Raw genomic sequence first — 26566 nt, 5'->3', positions numbered from 1 at the left:
AGCGGCGGGAGAGATATGATGGCCAAATTTCACGAAAATTTCCTGCTCAGCCGGTTGAAGCTTCGCCAGCTGCGCCTCCTCACCGCGATCGCCGACGAAGGCACGGTGCTGAAGGGCTCGCAGGTGCTGAACATCGCACAGCCCGCCGCGACGAAGAGCGTGAAGGAGCTCGAGGACTCACTCGGCGTCCAGCTCTTCGAGCGCTCGTCGCGCGGCGTAACCCCGACCGATTTCGGTCATGTGATGATCAAGCATGCCAAGCTCATTCTCGCGCAGCTCCGCCATGCGGGCGAGGAACTGCAGTCGCTCGAAGAAGGTCTTTCGGGGCGCGTCCATGTCGGCACGTTGCTTGCGGCATCGACATCGCTTCTTCCGCGCGCGCTGGCGCGCCTCCGCGAACGTCGCCCGGGCATTGCAGTCACCGTCGCCGAAGGAACGATCGACCGGCTGATGCCAGGGCTGCGCACCGGCGACATCGACGTCGTGCTTGGCCGCCTTCCCGAATATCGCGAGCGCGACGGCCTCCGCCAGGAAGTGCTTTATCAGGACACGGTTTCGATCATGGTCCGCGAGAACCATCCGCTGACGACGCGCGCTTCGCTCTCGCTCGCGGACCTTGTCGACCAGGCATGGGTGATGCCGCCGACGCAGACGTCGCTTCGCCGCCAGATCGACCAGGCCTTTCGCCACGAGGATCTCGAACCGCCGCGCGACGTGATCGAATCGGTGTCGATCCTTACCAATCATGCGCTTCTCAAGAGCACCGACATGCTCGCCGCGATGCCGCACCAGGTGGGCCTCAGCCAGGCCGGGCTCATCCCCCTCCCCGTCACGCTCGAAGGCGCAAATTCACGGATCGGGGCGACGACGCACGCGAATGTCGAGCTGTCGGCGGCCGCCGCCTATTTCATGAGCGTGATCCAGGAGGTCGCGGCCGAAATTCGCCAGGAACTCGGGCAGGATCAGGACGCGCTCGCCGATCCCGCTACGCGCCGCCAGACGAAATAGGCGGCGATAATCGCGATGAGCCAGGGTCCGCCGGCGAGCACGGCGACCTGCCAGTCGGCGTCGATCGCCATCGTGACCGTGATCGCTCCCAGGAGGACGAGCCCGAGAATCTGCGCATAGGGGAAGAAGGGCATCTGGACCGGGAGGTCGGAGCCCCGATGCTTGCGGCGGAAGCGGATGTGGCTGACGAGAATACTGCCCCACACGAGGAGCCCGCCGAAGAGCACGATTCCGAACAGATAATTATACGCCATCGGCGTCAGCACCGAGAGCGATGCGGCGGCGAGAATGCCGACACCGGTCACGATCGTCGCGCGCATCGGGACATGCTGGTCATTGAGCTCGCCCAGGCTTTTCGGTGCATAGCCCCCGCGCGCGAGCGAGAAGAGCATGCGCGATCCCAGATAGATGCTCGTATTCATCGCCGAGAGCGCCGCAGAGGCGACGACGAAGTTCATGATGCCGGCCGCATAAGGAATGCCGGCACCGGCGAACATCTTCACGAAGGGGCTTTCGGTGACGACTTTCGCGCCGGACTCGGTCCAGGGCAGGAACGCGACGATGATGAAGAGCGCGAGGATGTAGAAGAGGACGAGCCGCCCCGCCATCGTCCGCAGCGCCGCCGGGATCGCGGTCCTGGGATCCTTCGCCTCGCTGGCCGTGCCGACGACGAACTCGAGGCCCATGAAGGAAAAGAGCGCCATCAACACCGCGAACCACACGCCCGAGAAGCCGTTGGGCAGAAAACCGCCAGCAAGTCCGGTCACATTGTGAAGCCCGATCGGATCGCCGACGACACCGAAAATGCGGCTGAGGCCGACGATGATGAAAGCGACGATCGCGGAAACCTTGATGACGGTCAGCCAATATTCGACCGATCCGAAATTATGGACGGCGCGCGTGTTGACGAAGACGACGGTCGCAGCGCTCCCGATCGCCCACATCCAGACGGGCGTGTCCGGAAACCACCAACCCATATAGATGCCGACCGCGACCGCTTCGCTCCCGATCAGAAGCACCTGCTGAATCCAGTAAGTATAGCGGACGACGAAACCCATCAGCGGCCCGAGATAGATTTCGGCATATGTGCCGAACGATCCCGCGGTCGGATGAACGACCGCCATTTCCGAGAGGCTGAAGACCATGATGACGGCGATCAGTGCCGCGATCAGATAGCTGATGAGAACGCCGGGACCTGCGTAGCCGATCGCGATCCCCGACCCCATGAACAGGCCGGTACCGATCGCCCCGCCGAGACCGATCATGGTGATCTGCGCCTTGGTAAGCCCACGTTCGAGTCCCGCCTCGCGGTCCAGATACGCCTGCTCGTCCATCATCGCTCCCCTTGGGCCGTCGCTCATGTCACGGCATCGCGCGCGTGATATTCTTCCTGTCGCCAGATATCGCCATCCATGATCAAGGCGAGCCGATCGACCGCGTCCCATATATCGACATAGCGGACGTATAGTGGCGTGAAACCGAAACGAACCGTGTCGGGCGCTCGGAAATCGCCGATCACGCCCGCCGCGATCAGCGCGCGCATGATCGGATAGCCGTCGGCATGCGCAAAGGAGACCTGGCTTCCGCGCGCGGCTGCTTCACGCGGCGAGGCGAGCGCGAAGCCGTGACCCGCGCAGCGTTCCTCGACGAGGCGAATGAAGAGGTCGGTGAGCGCCATCGATTTTGCGCGGATTGCGCCGATGTCGGCCGCCAGATGGATGTCGAGCCCGGTTTCGACGAGCGCCATCGAGAGGATCGGCTGCGTGCCGATGAGGAACTGGCGGATGTCGGCTTGCGGGCGATAGCCGGGTTCAAAGTCGAAGGGCGCTGCATGTCCCCACCAGCCAGTGACCGGCTGGAGCGTCTGCCCCTGGTGGCGCGCGGCGGCAAAGAGGAAGGCGGGCGATCCGGGGCCGCCGTTCAGATATTTATACGTGCAGCCGACGGCGAAGTCGGCATTGCAGGCGTTGAGATCGACGGGCATGGCGCCGGCGCTGTGGCAAAGGTCCCAGATCGCGAGCGCGCCCGCTTCGTGCGCGCGTGCACTGATCGCGGCCATGTCGTGGATATGCCCGGTCTTGTAATGGACGTGCGTGATGGCGACGGCGACCGTCTTGTCGCTGATCGCACCCGCGATCTCGTCCTTTTCGCAGAGGCGCACCGAAACGCGCCCGCCGGTCGCTGCCGCGACGCCTTCGGCGATATAATTGTTCGTCGGAAAATTGCTGCCTTCGAGGATCAGCTCACTCCGTTCTGCGCGCATCGCGACCGCGGCAGAGAGGACCTTGAAGAGATTCTGGCTCGTCGAATCGCAGACGATGACTTCGCCTGCGTCCGCGCCGATCAGCGGCGCCAGCTTGTCGCCCAGGCGGACGGGGAGGTCGAACCAGCCGGCGCTGTTCCAGCTCTTGATAAGGTCCCGGCCCCATTCGCGCGTCACGACATCGTGCGCTCGTGCACTTGCATCCTTCGGCATCGCGCCGAGCGAATTGCCGTCGAGATAGATGAGGCCGTCGGCGATCTCGAAGCGGTCGCGCAAAGGCGCAAGCGGGTCGGCGCGGTCGAGCGCTTCGCAGTCGGCGCGGCTCGCGGGGGCGGTCATCGGTTCGGCATCAAGCGTCATGGAAGCATATTACCTTCGTCTGCGACATATCGCGCGCAGCAAAGCGCACCCCTTCGCGTCCCATATTCCCGCGCCCCGCGCCGCCGAAGGGCATGGCATCGAGCCGGTAGTCGGTCGAATCATTGACCATCACTCCCGCCGCGCGAAGCCGCCTTGCGGCATGGCGCGCATGGCGAAGCGACTCGGTGAAGATCGCTGCGTGAATCGCGTAGTCGGCACGGTTCGCGGCGTCGATGGCTTCGTCGAGATCGGCAAAGCGAAAGAGACTTGCGACCGGGCCGAAGGCCTCGTGACAAGCCACGCGCGCATCGGCCGCGACATTCGAGAGCAGCGTCGGCCGCACCAGCGTGCCCGCACGTTCGCCGCCCGACAGCAGGCTCGCTCCACCGGCAACGGCCTCGAGCGTCCAGGCGATGATGCGCTCGGCTTCCGCGGCGCCGATCATCGGGCCGACGTCGGTTGCGGCATCTCTCGGATCGCCGACGCGCAGCGTGGCGGTCGCAGCGACCAGCGCTTGCGCAAAGCGGTCATGAATCTTCTCGTGGACATAGATACGCTGCACCCCGATGCAATTCTGCCCGGCAGCGCCGAACGCGCCCGCGGCCGAGGCGCGCGCCGCGCGTTCGATATCGGCATCGTCCATCACGATCACCGGGCCATTGCCGCCAAGTTCCATCGAGAGCCGCTTGATCCCCGCCGACCGGCAGATCGCTTCGCCGACGCGCGCGCCGCCGGTGAAACTCACCATCGCAACATCGGCGTGACTCGTGAGCGCATCGCCAAAATCGCTCCCGCGCCCGGTAAGGAGCGAAAGCGCCTCTTCGGGAAGCCCCGCTGCAAGAAGCAGGCGCGCAAGCATGACCGCGACCAGCGGCGCCTGCTCGGCAGGCTTCAGGATCACTGCGTTCCCAGCAGCAAAGGCAGGGCCAAGCTTGTGGCAGACGAGGTTCAGCGGATCGTTGAAAGGCGTGATCGCGGCAATGACGCCGACAGGCTCTTGGACATAATGGCCCGAACGCGTCTCGCCGCCGGGAAAGCTGTCGAACGCGATCGTCTCGCCGGCAAGTCGCGTCGCTTCCTCGCCCGAAAGGCGTAGCGTGTTCACTGCGCGCGCGACTTCGCGCGTCGCGGTGCGGACCGGCTTTCCTGTCTCGGCGGTGATCGCGAAGGCAAAGCGCTCGGCGTTGGCTTCGAGTGCAGCCGCGGCAGCATGAAGGATGCGCGCGCGCGCGCCGGTCGACAGAGCGCGCATCGCCTCGGCGCCTCGCGTCGCCGCCGCGACCGCACGCTCGACATGGATGACGTTGGCACAGGCGACCGCGCCGAGCGTCTCGCCCGACCAGGGATCGACGACGGGCATGGTTTCATCGGCAGATTCCCAGCGCCCGCCGATCAGGAGGGACCGGCCAGGATCGAGCGCCTCGTGCATCATGGCTTGTCCTTGCGAAGGACGAGTTCGTCATATTCGCGGCTGTCGAGGACCGCTTCGACGATCACGGGGCCACCTGCCGCGAAGCCCGCCTCGAGCGCGGTGCGAAATTCCTGCGGGTCGCGCGCGACGGTCACGGGCACGCCGAACAGCGAGGGACCGCCGATCGTCCCTTCGGAGCGGACGGGCGTGCCGTAAATCGGGTTCGACTTCTTTTCCTGCTTGATGCGGATAAGCGCGAGATCATTGTCGGTGAAGATCACGATGACGAGCGGCAGCTCCTCGCGCACTGCGGTTGCAAGCTCGCCTGCCGTCATCAGGAAGCCGCCGTCGCCAAGCACGCAGCAGACCGGAGTATCGGGACGGCAGAGCTTCGCTGCGATAGCGGCGGGAAGCCCGAAGCCCATTGCCGACCAGCCATTGGTCATGATCTGCGTACCGGGCCGCGGCGTGCGCCAATGCTGGCCGATCAGATGCGTGTGTGCGCCGACGTCACACGTCATAATCCCGTCGTCGGGGAGGACATCGCGAAGGACATCGAGCGCAGCGCGCGGGCCGAAGCGGCCGCCCTGCCCTGCAAGCCTTTCGAACATTGCGTTCTTCCGCGCGCCAAGCGCGGCGAGGTCCCAGGCCTTTGGTTCGGCGGGGAGCGCTAGCAGCGCGTCGAGTGCAGGCGCGAGCGCGCCGACGACGTCGGCGGCGAGCGGGTGCTTGGCGAGATCGATATCGGCAGGCGCGAGGTCGATGCTAGCCAGCGCGAGGCCGTCCTTCATCCAGCCCTCGTAATTGAACTCGACCGGATCATAACCGACCGCGACGACCAGATCGGCCTCGGCGTGCGTGATCCCGACCATGTCCGAAAGCGCGTGAAAGAGCACGCCGGCGTAATTGGGATGATCTTCCGCGATCATGCCCTTCGCCATCGGCGTCAGAAGCACGGGCAAGCCGAAGCGCTCGGCGAGCGCCACGATGCGCGCTTCCTCGCGGGCATGGACTGCGCCGAGGCCGACGGCGAGCACAGGTTTCTTCGCCGACGTAAAGGCAGTGACGAGCGCTGCGATATCGGCCTTGGCAGGTTCGGGCACCACGGCGGCGGCGACCGCGCCGATTTCGGCGGGCTCGACGGCGACAGCGCTCATGCCCTGCGGCAGGCCGACATGGACGGCGCCAGGGCGCCCCGACAATGCGATATGCGCGGCTTCGGCGAGTGTTTCTAGCGCGGTGTCAGCCTCGATCCGCATCGTCGCCTTGGTGAGCGGTGCGAAGAGCGCCTGGTGGTCGATCGCCATCTGGACGGTGCGACCGCGAAGCGCCTCCGGCATCTCGTCGGTGAGCGCGATCATCGGCGATCGGTCGAGCGTGGCGCCGCCGACGCCGGTCGCAAGATTGGTGGCGCCGGGGCCGAAGGTTCCGAAGCAGACCCCGGGAACGCCTGTCAGGCGGCCGCAGATATCGGCCATGAAGCCGGCGCCGCCTTCATGGCTCGCGAGCACGAAGTCGATGCCGTCAGTGGTGCGGATCGCTTCCATATAGTCGACCCAGCCGCCGCTCGGGACGCCGAAGACGTACCGCACACCGATATCGCGGAGGCCCGCAATGACATTGCGGGCAACATTGGTCGATTTCATGCGCGAACCTTCCTGCAAGAGCGTGTCTTGCAACCGGCGTAGGCGCGCCCGCCATAAACAAATAATAGAAAATGGCGGGCAAGATATGCTTGTTACGTTATATAAGCGCGCTTCAGATGAAGCGGTTGGCGATACTCCCGACGCCATCGATCCCGCCTTCGACGAGGTCGCCTGCCACGACCTGGCCGACGCCCGCAGGCGTTCCGGTATAGATGAGGTCGCCTGCCTTGAGTTCGACATAGGTCGACAGCTCGGCGATAATCGCTGGCACGGGCCAGATCATGTCGGAGATGTCGCCGTCCTGCCGCGCCGTGCCGTTCACCGAAAGCCAGATGCGTGCCGTGAACGGGTGGCCTATATCGGCGACGCGCCGGATGGGCGAGAGGACCGCGCTCTGGTCGAACCCCTTCGCCATGTCCCACGGCCGCGCTGCGGCCTTGGCTTCCGCCTGGAGATCGCGGCGCGTCAGATCATTGCCTACCGCATATCCGAAGATCGCCTCGATCGCGGCGTCCTCCGACAGATCGCAGCCGCCGGTGCCGAGCGCCACAACCAGCTCGATCTCGTGGTGGAGATTGGCGGTGCGCGCCGGCATCGCGATGTCGGCCAGGCCGCCGACGATCGCGTCAGCGGGCTTGGTGAAAAAGAAAGGCGGCTCGCGCTCGGGCGCTCCGCCCATTTCGCGCGCATGCTCGGCATAGTTCCGCCCGACGCAGAAGATGCGCCGCACCGGAAAGCGCGCGTCGCTCCCTGCAATTTCGGCGGTCACGGCTTCGAGCGGAAAGATGAGTGTCATGGCGCGTCCTTTGAATCAGCTCGGCGGATAGAGCGCAGTGCGGCACTTGGCGAGGTCGGCCGCGTCAAGGCCGCTTTCCTTCATCGCGTTCCACGGGCTCCCCATCCGGTCTTCGGGGCGATACCAGAAGCCATAGAGCTTGCCATTGGCTGCGACCAGTGTCGCAGCGCCGATGCTTCCCTCGGTTTTCGAGAACCAGGCAAGCCGCATGATGCGGCCGAACTTTGTGCCGCGCAGCGTGCCGAGCCCGTCATTATAGCAGCCGAAAATCTCGCTTCCCGCCTGGCGGAGAAGTATCGGGCCATATTCGTGCGAATAGACGCCGCTCACGTCGGCCGCCTCGGCTCCGCCACGCTGATCGAGCGTGCCGAGAATGGCCAGATCCGAAAGGCGCGTCGGTCCACTGCCCTTCCAGTTGCTGTCGATGCGGAGCCGAAGCCAACGCGCGGATGCCTCTTTCGGGAGTTTCACCACGGTGCGGGCATCGGCCTTGGCTTCGCCTTCCACAAGCGTTTCGAATGGACCCTCAGGCCCCTTAACCGAACCGAGAATGGCGAAGCGCCGAACCGGCGAGCCCTCGGCGGTCTGCGACATCGAGCCATCTTCGCGCACCACCGGCTCGAACCGGTTGTCGAGAGCGACGGCGCCGATCTTGCCGTTCCCCGCAAGCTCGAAACCGAGCGCATGCGGGAGCGTCACACTCTTGTCCGAAAGCCAGCCATAGGCCGCGCCGCCGTCGACGAGGTTGATCGTCCAGGTCGACCAATGCCGCTTCGCTTCTCCCGTGTCAGCCTCGGCGATCCCGCCCCAGCTGATGTGCAGGATGTTGTCGCCTTCTGCGGCCGCGGCGGAGTCGTTGCCGGCCTCCGGGGCTTTGGCTTCGGGCGAGTTCGAGCATCCGGCAAGGAGCAGAGCTCCCGCCAGCGCCAATGCTGATGCGCGCATGTTAAATCCTTCAAATTAGGTACGAAAAATACTCGGGGCCGGGCGGCGCCCGCGGAACTTCCAATGGGCACGCCTAGCGGCGGTCGGGCCAGATCTTTTTCGGCGCCGAGAGGCGGGGTTTTCCAAGAAGCGGGCTCGACAGCGCGTAGACCCCGTTCACCGAGAAGGCCCAGATGATGTTGCGGTCATATTCGGTGTAGACCGCGAAGGTCGAGTTGCCGAACGTATAGTCCGGCAGTTCCTTTTCGGTCGGAAAACGCGGCACGAAATAGCCGGCGATCGTTGGCTTTGCCGGGTCTTTCACATCAAAGATCTGGATGCCCGCATTGTAGAAGGCATAGATCGCGAGGCCCTGCCGCCCGCGTTCGGGCTGACCCAGCCCGCCCGAACGCTTCGGCCCGAAGCTGCCGCGGCGTTGACAGAAATCGGTGAAGCCTGCGCCAGCCGGCGGCACCGGCCGCGGGAATTTCGCGGCGACCCTGGGATGTGCAGGATCGCGCACGTCGATCGAGAAAATGTCCTTGTACGGCTCGAAGCAGCTCTCGTTCATCGGATAGCCGTTCGAGAAGACGAAGCCGGTGCGATCATATTGGCTGACGTCGACATTGTCGAACTCGGTCCCGGCATAGCTTGGCGGCACGCTGAGATGTCCAAGCGTCTTCACATGCGCAGGGTCGGACAGGTCGAATGTATAGAAGCCGAGCCCGCCCATGCCGCCGAAGCCGATCTTGCCGCCGTCTTCCACGGGCTTCGTCAGCACGATTGGATTGCGCGATCCCATCCAGCTCGTCCGGTTGCCGGCGCGCGGATTGGCGCGGTAAGCAGCTTCGCTGTCCTTGTCGCCGATGACCTGGCCCGGCACGGTGACCTGCGAGACGAATTTCGGATTGGCCGGATCATCCATGTCCCACACCTGATATCCCGGCGAATAGAGATAGTCGGGATATTCGGTGAGGCCATAGCTGTCGTCGGGCGCCGCCGAGAGCAGCATATATTTGCCGCCCCACCAGGTCACCGCATCGAGCGCGCCCGAGCCCTGCTGCTCGCCGATCGGAGCATCGGGATGTTTGTAGTCGGTCGTGCGCGTCGCGATGAGGTCCCATTTGTCGGGTGTCGGCCCGTTCATCACGAAGACCTTGAAGCCCTTCAAGGAATTATAGTGGCGCTGCGCTGCGACCTTGTCGGGCTCGCGCCGCTTGTCCTCGAGAAGCCCGAACCGGCCGATTTCATAGGAAGCGATAAGGACGTTGCGCTTGAGCTTCCGGTTCCACTGGATGGTGACGCCGCCAAAATAGTCGGTGACTGCGCCCGCGTCCCAGTCCTCGCTTGATCCGTCGGCGCCCCAGATGCCGCCTTTCGACCACACGATCTTCGCGTGGGTCGGGTCGGTCACATCCAGAATACGAAGATAATCGCGGTCGTGCGTGTAGAGATAACGCTTGCCGTCAAAGTCGACCACGTTCGCCCAGGCATGCCACGGCGAGGTCACGGCCGGGTAGAAGGCGAGAACCTCGACATTGCGCGCGTAGCTTTTCTGGTCCCAGTGATCGAGCTGCCCCGGAAAGCCCGGCACGTCGGTCGAAAGCCGCGTCGATCGGGGATGGCGGAACGTCCCCGTCGCTGCGTCCATGCCATAGTCCACGCCCGGAACCGGGTCGGCGGGGGGATTTTCGGGAGTCGCGGCCTGCCAGGCCGCAAGCCACGGGTCGGTGATCGCGATCGGCTTTTCTTCGTGCCCGCCGCTCGGCCAGTCCGCCGCGGCAGGCACGGCGGGCGCGAGCAGCGCTGCCACCATCGCGGCGCTTCCCGCCCAATATTTCCCCGCGCCTTTCATGGCTCTCCCTTTCTCAAAAGCGGAACCGCGCCGTCACGCCATAGGTGCGGGGCGGAATATAGGTGCCATAGATCGTGCCGAACAGCTCAAGCTTGCTCGTATAGTTGAGTTCGTTGGTGAGATTCTTTGCCCAGGCCGAGATCTCCCACTTGTCGTCGGCGTCACGCACGCCGATGCGCGCGTTCAGCAGAATCTCGGAGTCGAACTTCAGGATCGGCGTGTTCGGATTGTCGAAGAAATTGGCGCCGGTGTACTGGAAGTCGCTGCCCGCGACGAGCACGAGGCCGTCGCTGATCGGCTGATCCAGATTGGCGGCCAACGCGAAGGCATGCCTCGGTGTACGGCGGCAGGTGTTGCCGTCGAGATCGGTGCCGTCGTCGTCGATGATGAGCTCGCCGGTGAAGTTGCAGCGCGAATAGGCATAATTGCCCGAAATGCTGAAACTGTCGGTGAGCCGCGCCTGGACATCGAGCTCGAGCCCATAGGCACGCGTGCCGTTCGCTGCGTTGAAGACGAAATTGTCGGGCGGCAGGCCGGGTCCGGGCGAGAGGAACTGGTTGGTCTGGAGATTGTCGTAAAGCGTATAATAAGCCGCCGCATTGATGAAGAGCCGGCGGTCAGCGAGCGCGAGCTTCGCGCCAAGCTCGAAGCTGTCGGCGGTCTCGGGATCGAAGGACACGAGCGCCTCGGCGGGCGTGTTGGCATCTTCGCCCGTCCAGCCGCCGGGCTTGTAGCCCTTTGCATAACGCGCATAGAAGGTCGCATTGTCGCTCGGCTCGAAGCGGAGCGTGACGCTCGGAAGCCAGGCGTCCCAGCTTTGCCGGTCGGTGACGGTGAAACCGACGGGCGCGCCTTCGAACGAGACGCCCGAACGATTGTTCGAATAATCCTTGCGGTCATAGGCGTAGCGGAGGCCCGCCTCGAGCGTCAGCTGATCGGTCAGGCTGTAGCTCAGCTCACCGAACACACCGACATTGTCATTCTTCGACGTCGTGACCGTGTGGTTGCTCCCCGGGAAAGGCGAAGCAGGGGTCCCGCCGAACGCCATCGCAAAGGCAAATTCGGTGATCGCCTGGAAATCGGGGAAGAGGAAGTTCACATCCTCGGCGCGGCGGATCTTCTCGCGCATGTAGAAGAGGCCGCCTTCGAGTTGCAGCGCGCCGCCATTGTTCCAGCGAAGGCGAAACTCCTGGCTGAACTGGCGGACATCCTCGGCCTTGCCGCTGTCGAAATAGCTGTCGGGGACTGTCGCCAGATAGGTGCCAAGACCCGCGACCATCGCCGGCGTGATGTCGGGCGCATTGGTTGCGGGATCGATCGCGAAGTTGAAGAACATCCCCGACCCGTCCTCGCGCGCGGCGAGCGAGCTGTCGCGCCACGCGGTCTGCGAGACGATGCTGACGGCATCGCTCGGCTGCCATTCGACCGAGCCGCTTACGCCGTACATATCGGAGTTCTGGAAGCCGGTGAAATTATGGGCGCCGCGGCGGTGCTCGGCGCTCTGGAACGGCGCGTTGCGATTCGGGAGCACAAAGCCCGGCAGGCTCGCGATCGGCGGCGCGAAGAAGCTGTTGTAGGTCACTTCCTCGCTGTCGCCGGGAACAATGATGTCGACCCAGCGCGCGCCGTCGCGGTGGCGCGTATAGTCGGCGGCCAGATTGATATCGAGCGTCGCATCGGGTTGCCAGCGAAGCTGGCCGCGCACCGACTGGACATTCTGGTCCTCCTCGTCGCCGCCGCGGGTGTTGACCGCATAGCCGTCGTGCTTGCGCGAAGAGACGGTGAGCCCAAGCCCGAGCGTGTCGGAGACCGGCCCGCGCACCGAGGCGCCGACATCGAGCTTGTTGTAATTGCCATAGCTTGCCTCGAAGCGGCCCTCGAAATGATCGCCGGGCTTCTTCGTCACATAGTTGATGAGACCGCCGACGACGCTTTTCCCGAAGCGCAGCGCCTGCGGGCCTTTCAGCACCTCGACGCGCTCGAGATCATAAAGGTCGAGAAGCGATCCCGTCCCGCGCGACATATAGGCACCATCGAGGAAGATGCCGACGGCGGCATCGGCGCCAGCGCCCTGGATGTCGGAGCCGATCCCGCGGATAAACAGCTCGGTATCGACCGCGCGCTCGGCGCTGAGCTTCAAGCCAGGGACGCGGTAAGCGATTTCGGAGAAGTCCTTGATGCCCGCACGCTCGAGCGAAGCGCTACTGAACGCCTGGACCGAGAGCGGCACGTCCTGCAGGCTTTCCTCGCGCTTGCGCGCCGTGACGACGATCTCGTCGCCATAACCGTCGCTGTCCGCCGACGCGGGCGCCGATTGGGCCGACTGGGCCTGGGCCGTCGTGGGCAGCGCGAGAGCGGCGGCCGTCACAAAAAGCGCGGCGCGTGGGAATCGTTTCATTCGCATATCTTACCTCCCCAACAGCCGGACGTACCTTGTCCTCTTGCGGGATGGTTCCGTATCGGCGTCTTGATTTGCACGGCCGATACCTAGTCCGGTTTCTATAGCGAGATAATAGATTATGTTCTCCCTTATATTCGCATTTGGCTATAGAAAGCCTGGCGCCATTTTGGCATTCTGAAAAGCTTGGCTATCCCGGAACGGTTATAGCGATCCAGCCATCCAATATTGGATTGGCCGCCCGCGCGAGCCGACAACAATGTCGGTTCATATGATCGGGAGGTAGATATGCGGCGAAGCTTTTTGACGCGCGGTTGCGCCGGTAGCATTTTTGCGCTCCTCCTTGCCGGGACGGCGAGTTCTTCGCTTGCCCAGCAGCCGGCCGAGAGCGAGATGATGCCTGTGCCGCCGCTCTCCGCCAGCGAGACCGACATTCCCGATCCCGAGATCCGCGCCTGGTGGAACCTCACCTATAACCGGAAGCCCGAGGCACCGGTGCCCGGGCGCGACTATGGCATGGACGGCGCGACCGGCCGCTTCGTTCATCCCAAGGCGACGCCGCTCGTGCGCAAGGCCCCGAACTTTCCGGGTCAGCTCGAATATTGGGATCAGAAAAGCTACAAGAAGAATGTCGAGGTCCTCAGCTTCACCAACTTCATTCCGTCGACCGGTCACACCTGGCAATCGATCGCCGACTTCGGCGGGCGGCGCTATATGTACACCTATTACCGCTCGGGCATGGGTGTCTTTGACATCACCGATCCCCGCAAGCCAAAGCTTGTTTACCGGCGCGGTCAGCGGATCGGCGCATACGGCAAGCCCGACATCGTCAATCCCTACGGCAAGGGCGAAGGCTTCGGCGCCGCAAATATCTCGTGGCACAAGGGTATCGGCAAATATGTGATGGTTCAGTCGTTCGAAGTGCCGCGCTATGGCATCATGGACGAGAAATATCGCGAGCCGGGGGGTGTCGAGACGCTGAAGCACTGGAAAGGCCTCAAGGGCTTTCGCGTGTATGTGATGGACGGCCCGCTTCCCGCCCAGTGGAAACTCGTCGCCGAGCGCACCACCGATTATCGTCACCCCGACGCGCCGATGGGCCGGCAGCAGGGCTCGGGCGCGCTTGATATTCCGGCGTGGACGGGGGGCAAATATATGTTCCTTGCCACAGCGCCTGACGACCGATTCATGCTGACCGAGTTCGCCGACTATATCTACACGCCGGGCTATCAGGCGTGGGACATGAGCGACCCTGCAAACCCCGTTTTCGTCAGCCAATTTGCAGCGCCGGGCCAGATCCTCGGCGACGCAGAGCATGAAGCCGCCTATCTGATGAACCCGCGCGCCGGCAACCGCACTTCGTGGTTCGGGTCGCGCATGCCGCCCTTCATGACCAAGGCGCCCGACGAGGGCGGCAAGATCGCCTTCGGGGCGATGGCGGGGCTCGGTCTATACTCACTCGACATCAGCGACCCGGCGAACATCCGGATCATCGGCCATGTGAACCAGGTTCCGAAATTCGCCGGCACCGAGTTCGATAATGTCGATCTCAGCCAATATGAGCGGACGGGCTACATCTTCACCAACGGCTATCCGATGAATGATGAGTGCTACGAGCCCTACAAGGACATATTGGTCGTCGATGCGCGGAACCCCGCCGATCTCAAGATCGCAGGCAAATTCCCGCGGCCGACGCCGCCGGCTGATGCCGCCTTCACCGACTTTTGCCAGCGCCGTGGCAGCTTCGGGCCAAAGCGCTCGGGATATCTGACGCAGCCCGGCCGCTACCGCGACGGCATCGTCGCTTATGCCTTCTACAATGGCGGGGTGCAGATCTTCGACGTCAAGGATCCGACCAAGCCCGTGATCGCGGGCTATTATGTCCCGCGCTTTCCGACCGAGGCCGAAACCGGAGGACAGTCGCAGGGCAATCTGACCTACGGCATCTTCGCCGAATATGACCGCAACATCCTCTGGGCGTTCACGAACCACGGCTTCTACGCGCTCTCCTCGCCGCTGATCGGCAAGCCCTCTTTCAAGGCGCCCGAGAAGCCTTGGCCACCGCGCCCGTGAAGACGGTTACGCCGCCGCGGTCTGATCGGACCGTGGCGGCAGATGGCGGTCGATCATCGCGACACCCGCGGCAAGAAGCACGAGCGCCGCAGCGACGAGGCCAAAGAAGAGCCAGAGACCGTCGGGCGCGGCGAGCAGCAGCCCCGCGCCAAAGGCGCTCGCTATCGCGCCGATCCGCCCGAAACTGATCGAATAGCCGATCCCGGCCGAGCGGCACTCGACCGGAAAGACATGCGCCGAGAGCGTGAGGAGGAGCACCTGCAGCGACAGCACCCCGGCACCAGCGAGGGCGACACCCACAAGGATCGCGCCTTTCGAGGCGCCGGGCGCATGGAGCAACGCCGCGAGCAGCGCGAGCGCGGCAAGGCCGCCGCCGATCGTGCCGAGGATGGCTCTTCGCGATCCGACGCGCAGCATCGCCCAGGTGAGTGCGAACGAGGTAAGCACGCCCGACAGGTTGAGAATCAGCGAGCCCCGGATCGCATCCGCCATCGGAAAGCCTGCGCCCGCAAGGATGACGGGGACCCAGCTCAGAAGCGCATAGACCGCCATCAAGGCTGCGAAGAAGGCCAGGCTCATGCCGAGCGTCGAGCGCCTGAGTTCGGGCGAGAATACGCCTCCGCTCGTCGAGACGGCGGGCGGTGGCACAAACGGACCTTCGTCGGCGCCACCGGCGCGCGCAACGAGCGCGGCGATCCGGGTATCGGAATCGCCGCGCCGCGCGAGCAGGATCGGCGATTCGGGCAAGCCGAGGAGCATGACGAGAGCGAGCAGCATCGGGAGGAGCCCACCGACGATGAAGGCGGTGGGCCAGCCGTAAGCCGGGATCAGCCAGGCCGCGAGCGCCGCCCCGACGATTCCCCCGCACGGCACGCCGACCGATATCACCGTCAGCGCATAGCTTCGCGCGCGCGCCGGCATCCATTCGGCGACGAGCGCCGTGGCGTTCGGAACCGCCGCACCCAACCCGAGCCCCGTGACGAAGCGGAGAATTGCAAAGCTCGGGATATCACGGCTGAACGCCGTGAGGATCGCGGTGACGCCGAACCACAAGGCCGCGCCGATGAGCGCCGCGCGGCGGCCATAACGGTCACCGATCCGGCCGCCGATACTCGTTCCCACCATCATGCCGACGAGCGACGCTGCCATGACGGGCGCGAGCGCGGCCGAGCCGATCTTCCAGTCGGCCAGAATCGCGGGCGCCGAAAAGGCCGCCAATTGGATGTCGAACCCGTCGAGCAGAATGACGCCCGCGACCATCGCGAGAACGCGCGCATGGAAGGCGCCGAAAGGAAGCTCGTCGATAACTTGCTGAACGGCGACAGGCTGGGCGCGATCGGTGGTCATACGAACGCGACCGCGCCCGCTGCGCCGACCGCTCGGCGAACCGAGCTCATGACTGCCGCGGCCATCTCGCTTCCCGAGACGCCGCGTGCGGGCTGTCGGCGACAAATCGAAAGGCTCGATCCATCGCGCCCGCGCGCCTCGACCGAGAGCTCGAGATGATCGATACCAGCGTCGGCGAAGAGCCGCGCGCGGCAGTTGTCGAGGCCCACCGTCGCCAGCGCGCAGGCGACCATCGCGTTCACATTATGCGGATAGCGCGCCGCGATCTCGCGCACGCTGCCGTCGAAAATCGGCTCGTGCTCGATTGTGCCGTTTGGAAGACCAAGGCTTGCTGGCGGCTTTCGAAAGCTGATGATGACCTCGTCCCACATCTCGCCCCACTCGGCGAGACTGTCGAGTCCCACAAGCGCGCCGTGCGCGACAAGAAGCGAATGTCCCGACCGTGCCGCGGCGCGCGTGAGCCGCTCGTAAAGAGCGGCATCTGCAAGCGCGGTCAGCGACAGCGGCATATAATCGGCAAATTTCAGGAAGGCTTCGCCATGAAGCCGACTCGTCTCGGGGCCCGCGACCTCGACGATGAGGTCCGGCGCGAAGGCGTGCGCGTCGTCGAGCCTCTCGCAGACCAGCGCCCTCGGCACCTCCCCGAGCTTGTCGGGCGAGCGGTTGTGGACAAAGGCAATTTCGCCTGGCCCGCCGTCCGCGACGATGCGCCGGTAGAGGCCGGCTCCGATAAAGCCGAAACCGACCAGTCCGATCCGCATCGCCGCGTGCCCCCTTGGCGTCAATATTTCCAGCGCAGGGTCGCGCCATAGGTGCGCGGCGGATTATAAGAGACGAGCACCGAACCGATGACGTCGCTCTTTCCCGATTCATAAAGTTCGTTGGTGAGGTTCTTTGCCCAGATGCGCAGTTCCCATTTGTCGTCGTCGGTCGCGATTCCGACCGAGCCGTTGAGCACGCCGACCGACTTCTGGCGCGTGCGGGCGCTGTTCTCGTTGTCAAAGAAGAAATCGTCGGTCCAGTTATAGTCGGCGCGCACGAAGGCGTTGATCCGGCTGCTCACCGGCAGCGTCAGGTCGCCCCCAATGCTGAAGCTGTTCTTCGGCGAACGGCGGAGCACATTGCCCTTGAGGTTGGTCGGCACCGGAACCGAACAGAAACAGCTCGGGTCGTATTGAAGCTCGGTGCTGATCAGGTCACCGGTGATCTTGGCGTCCATATAGGTATAATTGCCGAACAGCGTCAGGCCGTCGAAGGGAACCAGCGCGGTTTCAAGCTCGATCCCTTTCACGCGCGCCTTGCCGGCGTTCGAGATGACATTGTCGGCAGGAAGATTGGGATCGAAGATCACGAACTGCTGCGTCTGAAGATCCTTATACTCGGTCCAGAAGCCAGTGAGGTTGAAGCGGAGCCGATTGTCGAGCCACGTCGTCTTCGCGCCGACTTCATAATTCATCGCATATTCCGGATCATAGGCAACGCGCGCCTCGCCGGGGTTCGTTGCATTCTCGCCGTTCCAGCCACCCGACTTATAGCCCTTCGAGACGAGGCCATAGACATAGATGTCTTTCGCAGGCTGCCAGTGGAGGTTGATGCTCGGCGTCCACGCGTCCCAGCTCTGCTTGTCGGACGCAGTGAAAGCACGCGTGAAATTGCCGTTTTCGTCCTCGAACTCGGCGCCGAGGAAGTCGCCGACCGTCTCGCGGTAGACCGAGAAGCGCTTGCTGTCCTTGGTGTAGCGAATGCCCGCGGTCACGCCGAGCGTGTCGGTGAAGTCGAACGTGCCCTCGGCAAAGGCCGCCCAGGTGTCGCTCTTCAGCCGCGTCTCGGCGATCTCTTTGCCCTGCGCGTAGAATTCGACGAAGATATAGTCGGCGGTCTCGGTGCGATCGACGCTCTCGTGTTGGTAGAAGAGTCCGGCGAGCAGGTTGAACGGACCATCGAAGTCGGAGCGGAAGCGGAAATCCTGCGAAAAGCTCTTCGCCGTCTCGTCCTTGTCGTTGATGTAATAATCGTCGTTGAAGAGCGAGTGGTCGATCGCCCCGAAGTCGATCCGGCCGTCGGGGCCATAGATCATCTTGGTGAAATCGATGAAGCTTCCCGCGTCGTTGTTGAGCGCGGCGAACTTCGCTTCGCGGTACGCCGTGACCGAGGTGATCGTGCCCGATCCCGTGTCATAATTCGCGCTGAGGTGCACACCGCCCAGGTCGGCATCCTGCTTGCCGTCGATGTTGTTCGGGCCGCGGCGCCGGTCGGGATTCACGAACGGTACGTTGTGGCTCGAGGGGATCTGGATATCGACCCATTTGCCGCCGCCGCGGCGGCGCGTCAGGTCGCCCGTCAACAAAAGATCGAGCTTGTCATCGGGCTGATAGCGCAGCTGCGCCATCACGCCGTAGGAATCGAGGTCTTCGACATCGTTTCCGGTGAAGCTGTTATAGGCATAACCGTCATGATGACGTGCGCTGGCCGCAATGCTCCCCGACAGGCCTTCACCGAGCCCGCCTGCCACATTCGCCTTCACGTCGAAGCTGCCGTAGTTCCCGATACCCGCCTCGGCGCCGGCCCGGAATTCGTCGGTCGGCTTGCGCGTGATGAAGTTGATCGCGCCGCCGACGACGTTCTTGCCATAGAGCGTTCCCTGCGGCCCGCGCACGATCTCGACGCGTTCAAGGTCGAAGAGTTCGATCGCCGTTCCCTGCGCACGCGAAAGGTAGACATCATTGAGGAAGAAACCGATCGCCGGATTAGACGCCGCGCTTTCAATGTCGGTGCCGATCCCGCGCAGGAAGATATTGGGCTCGGAGATATTGTCAGGGTTGAGCGTGAAGCCGGGAACCCGGCTCGCAATCTCGGAGAATTCGTCGATGCCGGATTTTTCCAGAGCATCGCCGCTGAAGGCGGCCACGGACAGCGGCGCCGACTGCAGATTTTCCTCGCGCTTGCGGGCTGTGACCACGATTTCCTCGAGGCGGCCGTCACTCGTGCCGGCATCCTGCGCGAACGCAAGCTCGGGCATCGTCAGCGCGGTCATTGCGCTCAACAGAAGAAATGCTCGGTTCCTGGCAGTGAATTTTCTCATGTGGTCGCCCCCTTCATGTTTGAATTCTTGGGCCGCATCGGTGGCGCTACGTCCGATGATGCGACCTGATCCAGTCAGAAGGTGCGAATGGAACGCCTATATGAAAAATAATATTGCGGAGCCCTTCTATATCATTTCCATATAGCTTCGGTTTCTTGCCCGCCCTCTGACGGCCAAGCCGTTGGACGAAGGCGCCTTTGTTTCTTGGCGTACAGCGCGGGATGGGGTTGTCGATGGGTCGTTCGAGATCGGATCAACGACACCAATTCCTCGGCATTGTGGCGCCAACACCCGCGATCAGTTGCGGAAGCCGGCGAGCCGCTGGTCGATGATCGATTCGGCGTCACCGATGATCCGGTCGATCAGCTCGCGGCAGGTCGGGATATCGTGGATCAACCCCTGCACCATCCCGGCCCAGAACACGCCTTTGCTGAGGTCGCCCGTCTGGAGCAGTTCGCGCCCCGCAGCACCCGAGACGAGTTCCTGCACGTCGCTGAATTGCGCGTCGGGGTTCGACAGGCGGCGCGCCACTTCCTCGCTGACAGGGCTGCGGCCGACGCGCGCGGTATTCTTGAAACTCCGGAAGATCAGGAAACTGCCACGTTCGTCGTTGTCGATATAGGCCTGTTTCACATTGTCATGGATCGGCGCCTCGACCGTCGCACAGAAACGCGTGCCCATGTTGACCCCTTCGGCACCGAGCGTCAGCGCCGCGACGAGGCCGCGCCCGTCGCCGAAACCACCCGACGCGAGCATCGGGATCTTCACCTTGTCGGCCGCGGCCGGGATCAGGATCAGCCCGGGAATATCGTCTTCGCCGGGATGGCCCGCGCATTCAAAACCGTCGATCGAAATAATATCGCAGCCGGCCTTCTCGGCCGACAGCGCATGGCGGACCGCGGTGCATTTATGCAGGATGACGACGCCATGCGGCTTCAGCATCTCCCAGATTTCGCGAACAGCTTGGGTTCCAGCCGTCTCGACGATCTTCACGCCGCCGTCGATGATCGCTTGCGCATAGGCCTTGTAATCGGGGGCGTTGATCGTCGGAAAAACGGTCATGTTCACGCCGAACGGCTTGTCGGTCATAGACCGGCATCGCTCGATCTCGTCGCGCAGCGCGTCGGGCGTCGGTTGCGTCAGCGCCGTGATAATACCGAGCCCCCCGGCGTTCGATACCGCGCTCGCCAGTTCGGCATAGCCGACGCTCTGCATGCCGCCCTGAACGATCGGATGCTCGATACCCAGCATTTCCGTGATGCGCGTCTTGAAAGCCATGATTTCCCTTCCTCTTGCCCGCTGCCCTTACGGCACCGCCGCCTTGCAACGGCGATTTAACTTGACGCTTACGTCAACGTCCGGTTGATTGGCAAGCAGCAAACACAGGAATGAGGATTCTCGGATAATGATGACGGCGGCTCCACGATGACGATTTCGGATCGCGCCATCGCCATTGCGGAACGGGTCGAAACCTTCGTCCGCGAAACGGTCGTTCCTTATGAAAAGGACCCGCGCCGCGACCATCATGGCGCGCCGACCGACGAGCTCGTCATGGAAATGCGCGAGCATGCGCGCGCAGCCGGCGTCCTGACGCCGCACATTCTGAAAGACGGCGACCATCTCAACCAGCGCGAGACCGCGATCGTCCTCATCAACAGCGGCTTGTCGCCGCTCGGCCCGCTCGCCTGCAACACGATGGCGCCCGATGAAGGCAATATGTATCTGCTCGGCAAAGAGGGGAGCGCCGACCTCAAGGAGCGCTTCCTGAAGCCGATGGTCGAGGGGCGTGTCCGATCGGCCTTTTTCATGACCGAGCCAGCCGATGAAGGCGGCGCAGGCTCCGATCCGTCGATGATGAAGACGACCTGCCACCTTGATGGCAATCATTGGGTGGTCAATGGCCGCAAGACGTTCATCACGGGCGCGCAGGGCGCCCGCGTCGGAATCATCATGGCTAAGGCCGAGCAGGGGGCGTGCATGTTCCTTGTCGACCTGCCCGACGCCGCAATCCGCATCGACGACGTGCCAAACACGATCGACAGCTCGATGCCCGGCGGGCATGCGACGCTGACGATCGACAATCTTCGCATTCCCGCCGACCAGATGCTGGGCGAAGCGGGCGAAGGCTTTCGCTACGCGCAGGTGCGCCTGTCGCCTGCCCGTCTGTCGCATTGCATGCGCTGGCTTGGCGCGTGCATCCGCGCGCATGAAATTGCGACCGACTACGCCAACCGCCGCGAGGCGTTCGGCAAGCCGCTGATCGATCATGAAGGCGTCGGATTCATGCTGGCCGAAAATATGATCGACCTGAAGCAGGCCGAACTGATGATCGACTGGTGCGCCGCCGTTCTCGACACCGGATCGCTCGGGACGGGCGAAAGCTCGATGGCCAAGGTCGCGGTGTCGGAAGCGCTGATGCGCATCGCCGATCGCTGCGTCCAGGTGATGGGCGGCACCGGAGTGACCGACAAGACGATCGTCGAACAGGTGTTCCGCGAAGTTCGCGCCTTTCGCATTTATGACGGACCAACCGAGGTGCACAAATGGAGCCTCGCGAAGAAAATTCGCCGCGACTGGAAAGCCGGACTCCGCTGATGGCCGCATCGCAGCCGCAAGATCATCGCCGCGAAATAATCCCTCCCTCCCACTATCCCCAAATCTGAGGAGCCTCCCCATGAAGTTCGATTCCAGCACAGCCGCGGTCGTGACCGGCGGAGCTTCCGGCCTTGGCCGCGCCACCGCCGAAGCGCTTGCCGCAGCGGGCGTGAAGGTCACGATTTTCGACATCAATGATGCGCTCGGCGAGGAGGTCGCTGCGGCGATCGGCGGACTGTTCGTCCACGTCGACATCACCGATGAACAGTCGGTTCTCGACGGCTATGCCAAGGCGCGCGCCGCGCATGGCCAAGAACGCATCTGCGTCCATTGCGCGATGACCTCGCGCCGCGGCAAGACGCTCGCCTACGACAAGGAAACGGGCAAATTCCGCCGCACGTCGACCGAGGATTATGCCTATGGCGTCGCGGGCATATTGACCGCAAGCTATCGCATCGGATCGATCGCGGCCGAAGGCATGGCCACGCTTCTCGAAATGGAAGACGGAGAACGCGGCGCGATCATCTTTACCGCATCGGTGGCGGCGCAGGATGCGCAGATCGGCCAAGTCATCTACGGTTCGGCGAAGGCCGGCGTGAACGGCCTGGTGTTGCCGATGGCGCGCGACCTGATGGACCTCGGCATCCGCGTCAATTCGATCATGCCGGGCGTTTTCGGCACGCCGCTTCTCGGCAATATGAACCCGAAGGTGAAGGAAAGCCTGGAAGCCTCGGTGCCCTTCCCCAAACGCCTCGGCAAGGCCGAGGAATATGCCAGCCTTGCAATGGAAATGGTCCGCAATACCTATTTCAACGGCCAGGCGGTTCGCCTCGACGGCGCCATCCGCATGGCGCCGCGTTAACCCGCCTCCCCGACCGAAAGGAATTTCCGATGTCCGAAGCCTATATCATCGACGCCGTCCGCACCCCGCGCGGGATTGGCAAGCCCGGCAAGGGCGCGCTGTCGCACCTCCACCCCCAGCACCTCGCCGCGACCGTGCTCGCGGCGATCCGCGACCGCAACAACCTCGACACCGCGACGGTGGACGACATTGTCTGGTCGACCTCAAGCCAGAATGGCAAGCAGGGCGGCGACCTCGGCCGCATGGCAGCGCTATCGGCGGGCTATGACACCAAGGCGAGCGGGACGACGCTCGACCGCTTCTGCGGCGGCGGCATCAGCGCGGTGAACTTCGCCGCCGCAACCGTGATGAGCGGGATGGAAGACTGCGTGATCGCCGGCGGCACAGAAATGATGAGCTATACTTCCGCTTTTGCCGCCGAGCAGGCCAACGCCGGCCTTCCTCCACGGATGATGGGATCGGGCCATGAAGCGCTCGACGCGCTGCACCCGCAATCGAATCAGGGTGTCTGCGGCGACGCGATTGCAACGATGGAAGGGATCAGCCGCGAGGATCTCGACGCGCTCGCGCTGGTCAGCCAGCAGCGCGCCGACCGCGCCATCAAGGAAGGCCGTTTCGCAAAGTCGGTCGTTCCCGTGCACAATCCCGACGGCAGCGTCGCGCTTGACCGCGAAGAATTCCCGCGGCCCGAAACGACTGCCGAAGGTCTGGCGTCGCTGAAGCCGAGCTTTGCCGCGCTCGCCGACTTCGACCTGGGCGGCGGGGTCACGTTCCGCAAGCAGATCAACCGTCGCTACCCCGACCTCGAAATCCAGCATTTCCACCATGCCGGCAATTCGTCGGGTGTCGTCGACGGCGCCGCGGCGGTGCTGCTGGCGTCGAAGGATTATGTCGACAAGCACGGGCTGAAGCCCCGCGCCCGCATCGTCGCCTATGCCAACATCGGCGACGATCCGACGCTGATGCTCAATGCCCCGGTCCCGGCGGCGAAGAAAGTGCTCGAAAAGGCCGGTCTCACGACCGACGACATCGACGTCTGGGAAATCAACGAGGCCTTCTCGGTCGTCGCCGAAAAGTTCATCCGCGATCTCGAGCTCGATCGCGAGAAGGTGAACATCAACGGCGGTTCGATGGCGCTGGGCCATCCGATCGGCGCGACGGGTTCGATCCTGATCGGGACGGCGCTGGACGAGCTCGAACGGTCGGGCGGGCGCTATGGCCTCGTCACGATGTGCGCCGCGGGTGGCATGGCGCCGGCGATCATCATCGAACGGATCTGATGTGCCGCATTCAGAACGGCCCGCGCACGGCGATCGTCCGTGCCGGGCTGTAAAGATTGAGGAACATCGTCTTGCCGTCGGGCGCGAAACACACGCCCGAGCATTTGGTCGCGGCGGTCACCCGGGCGAAGGGATAGACTTTCCCTTCCGGGGTGACGCCGCGGAGATAATTGTCGGGCTTGTTGCCGCGCCTGTCCTCGCAGACGATCAGGTCACCACCCGGGGCAACGCACAGGTTGTCGCCGAAACTGAAGTGGTCGGGGTCGGTCGATTCGAGAAACAGCTGGAGCTGCCCCGGCCGTGTCGCTTCGTCGGCCGTTCCTTCGGCAGGCGACGGACGATAGCGCATGATCTGTCCGCGCCGCGCCGGACCGCCCGAGGTGCAGGTGAAGTATATTTCGCCGTCGCCGCCGTGGATGCCTTCACCGCGGGCAAAGATCGTCGCGCCGTCGCGCGCGCCGCGCTTGCGCAGATCGTCCCTGGGGCTCTCGACATCGTCGAGGTCGACCCATCGGACATCGTTCCAGCCGCCGCTCGCAAAGGTCGGGCCCGACCAGTTGCGCGTGTCGGTCACGTCGCGATCGAGAACGGACAGCGCCTGCAACCGCCCGCCCTTGTGAAGCTGCCCCGCTTCGGCGGGAAGGAAGCGATAGAAGAGGCTGTCCTGCCGGTCCTCGGTCATGTAGATCGCGCCGCTCTTCGGGTCGCAAACCGCCGCTTCGTGGTTGAAGCGGCCCATCGCCTTGATCGGCTCGGCGGTGACAAGCCTGCCGGGCGCGACGGGCATTTCGAACACCCAGCCATGATCCTGTCCGATCTTTCCGCCGCCGCGCGAGACATCTTCCTCGCAGCTCAGCCAGCTGCCCCACGGCGTCATACCGCCGGCGCAGTTGCGGATCGTCCCGACGAGAGCGAGATATTGCTCGTCGATCGCGAGGCTCGCCGGATCGAGAATCAGCGCCGACACGCCGCCCGGCAGCGCCTCGCCGCTTCCGCCGCGGACACAGTCGAACGCTGCGGCATCGCCGTTGGCGCCGATCGGACAGGCGCCCTGCGTCAATTCGTCGGCGCCGAGCTCATGGTTGCGCATCAGGCACAGCCGCCCGTCGGGCAAGATCGTGCAACCCATGCCGTCGGCGCTGTTGGGCACCCGGCGCCCGTCGCTCATCACCTGTCCGAATTGCGAAATAATCTTGTAGGAAAAGCCGGGCGGCAGGTCGAGGATGCCCGCAGGATCGGGGATCGGCAATCCGAACCCCTGCTCTTCGGCGAGCATCGCGGCGGCGACATGGCGGCTGTGGAGCGCGAGCCCGGCAAAGGCAGTAGCCATGAGGCCCTTGGCAAAACCGCGGCGATCGAGGGCGATGGACGGTGCTTCCATGTCGGCCCGATACCGGTGTGGCGTGACATGCGGGCTGCAAAAGCCTGACAGTTTCGCGACATTTTGAAGTTGCTTGGCACATTAGTGCAACATTTGGAGAAGGCCCCGAGGGCCGCAAGGGAGACGAGAGACATGGCTGGACCACTGCAAGGCATCAGGATTATCGAATTCGCAGGCATCGGCCCGGGCCCCTTCTGCGGGATGATGCTGGCCGACCATGGCGCCGAGGTGGTCCGGATCGATCGCCCGGGCGGTTTCATGGATCCGCGCGATCCGCTGTCGCGCAATCGGACGTCCATCTCGCTCGACATGAAAAACCCGGACGCGGTGCAGATTGCGCGCGATCTTTGCAAAAGCGCCGACGGGATTATCGAAGGCTATCGTCCCGGAGTCATGGAGCGTCTGGGCCTCGGCCCCGAGGTGCTGCTCGGCGACAATCCGAAGCTCGTCTATGGTCGCATGACCGGCTGGGGACAGTTCGGACCCTATGCCCAGGCCGCGGGCCACGACATCAACTACATCTCCTTGTCGGGCGTCCTGCATGGCATCGGGCGGGCCGGCGAAAAGCCGGTACCGCCGGTCAATTATGTCGGCGATTTTGGCGGTGGCGGGATGATGCTGGCGTTCGGCATGTCGAGCGCCCTGCTCCATGCCTGCAAGACCGGTGAGGGTCAGGTGATCGACTGCGCGATGACTGACGGGTCAGCGCTGCTCGCGGGGATGAGCTGGTGGTTCCACGGCGCCGGGATGATCAAGGACGAAGCCGGCGTCAATCGCCTCGACGGCGGCGCCCCCTATTACGACACCTACACCTGCAGCGACGGCAAATTCATCTCGATCGGGTCGATCGAGCCGCAATTCTATGCGCTGCTTCGCGCCAAGACCGGCCTGGATGCCGATCCCGATTTCGACGTGCAGGACGATCAGGAGAATTGGCCCGCCAAAAAGGCCCGGCTCGCTGCGCTGTTCGCGACGAAGACCCGCGACGAATGGTGCGCATTGATGGAGATGACCGACGTCTGCTTCGCGCCGGTGCTGTCGCTGACCGAGGCCCCGCACCATCCGCACAATGTCGAGCGCGAGACCTTCGTGACCGTCGCGGGCGTCCCGCATCCGGCCCCCGCGCCGCGCTATTCGGCGACGGTCAATGACCGGCCCCGCCCTGCGCCTGCCGTCGGCGGCGACGGCGACGCAGTGCTCGCCGGCCTCGGTTACGACACCGACAAAATCACGGCGCTGCGTAGCGGCGGAGCGGTGCGCTGAACTTGCACGCGGCGACTGCGAG

General features: G+C 64.0%; 19 protein-coding genes. 6 read left to right on the top strand and 13 right to left on the bottom strand.

The window, feature by feature from the left end:
- Nucleotides 1-18: 18 nt before the first annotated feature.
- The gene (locus tag ACO055_RS02605) at nt 19-1008 is read left to right on the top strand and encodes a LysR family transcriptional regulator (RefSeq protein ID WP_422061060.1); all 990 of its coding nucleotides are present in this window, start codon (nt 19-21) and stop codon (nt 1006-1008) included.
- Here ACO055_RS02605 and ACO055_RS02600 read toward each other — a convergent pair.
- From ACO055_RS02600 to ACO055_RS02565, 8 genes are all read right to left on the bottom strand, one after another.
- Nucleotides 963-2369 (bottom strand): amino acid permease, encoded by a 1407-nt coding sequence (locus ACO055_RS02600; RefSeq protein ID WP_422061059.1) that lies wholly within the window; start codon nt 2367-2369, stop codon nt 963-965. The genes ACO055_RS02605 and ACO055_RS02600 overlap by 46 nt on opposite strands.
- The gene (gene kynU, locus ACO055_RS02595) at nt 2366-3631 is read right to left on the bottom strand and encodes a kynureninase (RefSeq protein ID WP_422061058.1); all 1266 of its coding nucleotides are present in this window, start codon (nt 3629-3631) and stop codon (nt 2366-2368) included. The genes ACO055_RS02600 and kynU overlap by 4 nt, the downstream gene beginning before the upstream one ends.
- A complete protein-coding gene (locus tag ACO055_RS02590; RefSeq protein ID WP_422061057.1) occupies nt 3621-5063 on the bottom strand; it encodes an aldehyde dehydrogenase family protein in 1443 nt (480 codons plus the stop codon). The genes kynU and ACO055_RS02590 overlap by 11 nt, the downstream gene beginning before the upstream one ends.
- Nucleotides 5060-6688 (bottom strand): thiamine pyrophosphate-binding protein, encoded by a 1629-nt coding sequence (locus ACO055_RS02585; RefSeq protein WP_422061056.1) that lies wholly within the window; start codon nt 6686-6688, stop codon nt 5060-5062. The genes ACO055_RS02590 and ACO055_RS02585 overlap by 4 nt, the downstream gene beginning before the upstream one ends.
- 112 nt (nt 6689-6800) lie before the next feature.
- Complete coding sequence (locus ACO055_RS02580) at nt 6801-7484, bottom strand: fumarylacetoacetate hydrolase family protein (RefSeq protein WP_422061055.1); 684 nt, start codon at nt 7482-7484, stop codon at nt 6801-6803.
- 15 nt (nt 7485-7499) lie between these two features.
- Nucleotides 7500-8429 (bottom strand): hypothetical protein, encoded by a 930-nt coding sequence (locus ACO055_RS02575; protein ID WP_422061054.1) that lies wholly within the window; start codon nt 8427-8429, stop codon nt 7500-7502.
- A 73-nt stretch (nt 8430-8502) separates the two neighbouring features.
- Nucleotides 8503-10263 carry a hypothetical protein gene (locus ACO055_RS02570; RefSeq protein WP_422061053.1) on the bottom strand — a complete coding sequence of 587 codons (1761 nt, stop codon included), beginning with the start codon at nt 10261-10263 and terminating at the stop codon, nt 8503-8505.
- 13 nt (nt 10264-10276) lie between these two features.
- Nucleotides 10277-12661, bottom strand: a complete 2385-nt coding sequence (locus ACO055_RS02565) for a TonB-dependent receptor (protein ID WP_422061052.1) — start codon at nt 12659-12661, stop codon at nt 10277-10279.
- A 288-nt stretch (nt 12662-12949) separates the two neighbouring features.
- Here ACO055_RS02565 and ACO055_RS02560 point away from each other — a divergent pair, with 288 nt between their 5' ends.
- Complete coding sequence (locus tag ACO055_RS02560) at nt 12950-14734, top strand: hypothetical protein (RefSeq protein WP_422061051.1); 1785 nt, start codon at nt 12950-12952, stop codon at nt 14732-14734.
- Nucleotides 14735-14740: 6 nt separating this feature from the next.
- Here ACO055_RS02560 and ACO055_RS02555 read toward each other — a convergent pair whose 3' ends face one another.
- From ACO055_RS02555 to ACO055_RS02540, 4 genes are all read right to left on the bottom strand, one after another.
- The gene (locus tag ACO055_RS02555; protein WP_422061050.1) at nt 14741-16081 is read right to left on the bottom strand and encodes an MFS transporter; all 1341 of its coding nucleotides are present in this window, start codon (nt 16079-16081) and stop codon (nt 14741-14743) included.
- Nucleotides 16078-16842: an aspartate dehydrogenase domain-containing protein gene (locus ACO055_RS02550; protein WP_422061049.1), complete on the bottom strand. Its 765-nt coding sequence runs from the start codon at nt 16840-16842 to the stop codon at nt 16078-16080. The genes ACO055_RS02555 and ACO055_RS02550 overlap by 4 nt, the downstream gene beginning before the upstream one ends.
- A gap of 20 nt (nt 16843-16862) precedes the next feature.
- The gene (locus ACO055_RS02545; RefSeq protein ID WP_422061048.1) at nt 16863-19115 is read right to left on the bottom strand and encodes a TonB-dependent receptor; all 2253 of its coding nucleotides are present in this window, start codon (nt 19113-19115) and stop codon (nt 16863-16865) included.
- A gap of 345 nt (nt 19116-19460) precedes the next feature.
- Nucleotides 19461-20441, bottom strand: coding sequence for an NAD(P)H-dependent flavin oxidoreductase (locus ACO055_RS02540; RefSeq protein WP_422061047.1), 981 nt, complete (start codon nt 20439-20441; stop codon nt 19461-19463).
- A gap of 147 nt (nt 20442-20588) precedes the next feature.
- Here ACO055_RS02540 and ACO055_RS02535 point away from each other — a divergent pair, with 147 nt between their 5' ends.
- From ACO055_RS02535 to ACO055_RS02525, 3 genes are all read left to right on the top strand, one after another.
- On the top strand, nt 20589-21758 hold the full coding sequence (locus ACO055_RS02535; protein ID WP_422061046.1) for an acyl-CoA dehydrogenase family protein: 1170 nt from the start codon (nt 20589-20591) through the stop codon (nt 21756-21758).
- A gap of 79 nt (nt 21759-21837) precedes the next feature.
- Entirely contained in the window at nt 21838-22620 is a 783-nt protein-coding gene (locus ACO055_RS02530; RefSeq protein WP_422061045.1) for an SDR family NAD(P)-dependent oxidoreductase, read from the top strand.
- A 29-nt stretch (nt 22621-22649) separates the two neighbouring features.
- Complete coding sequence (locus tag ACO055_RS02525; protein WP_422061044.1) at nt 22650-23900, top strand: acetyl-CoA C-acetyltransferase; 1251 nt, start codon at nt 22650-22652, stop codon at nt 23898-23900.
- Between the two features lie 10 nt (nt 23901-23910).
- Here ACO055_RS02525 and ACO055_RS02520 read toward each other — a convergent pair whose 3' ends face one another.
- Nucleotides 23911-25230 carry an alkaline phosphatase PhoX gene (locus ACO055_RS02520; protein ID WP_422061043.1) on the bottom strand — a complete coding sequence of 440 codons (1320 nt, stop codon included), beginning with the start codon at nt 25228-25230 and terminating at the stop codon, nt 23911-23913.
- Nucleotides 25231-25413: 183 nt separating this feature from the next.
- Here ACO055_RS02520 and ACO055_RS02515 point away from each other — a divergent pair, with 183 nt between their 5' ends.
- Nucleotides 25414-26544, top strand: coding sequence for a CaiB/BaiF CoA transferase family protein (locus tag ACO055_RS02515; RefSeq protein WP_422061042.1), 1131 nt, complete (start codon nt 25414-25416; stop codon nt 26542-26544).
- Nucleotides 26545-26566: the final 22 nt, after the last annotated feature.

This window comes from Sphingopyxis sp. (assembly GCF_965227415.1).
Taxonomy (GTDB): Bacteria; Pseudomonadota; Alphaproteobacteria; order Sphingomonadales; family Sphingomonadaceae; genus Sphingopyxis.
This window is presented reverse-complemented; position numbering and strand designations above follow the sequence as displayed.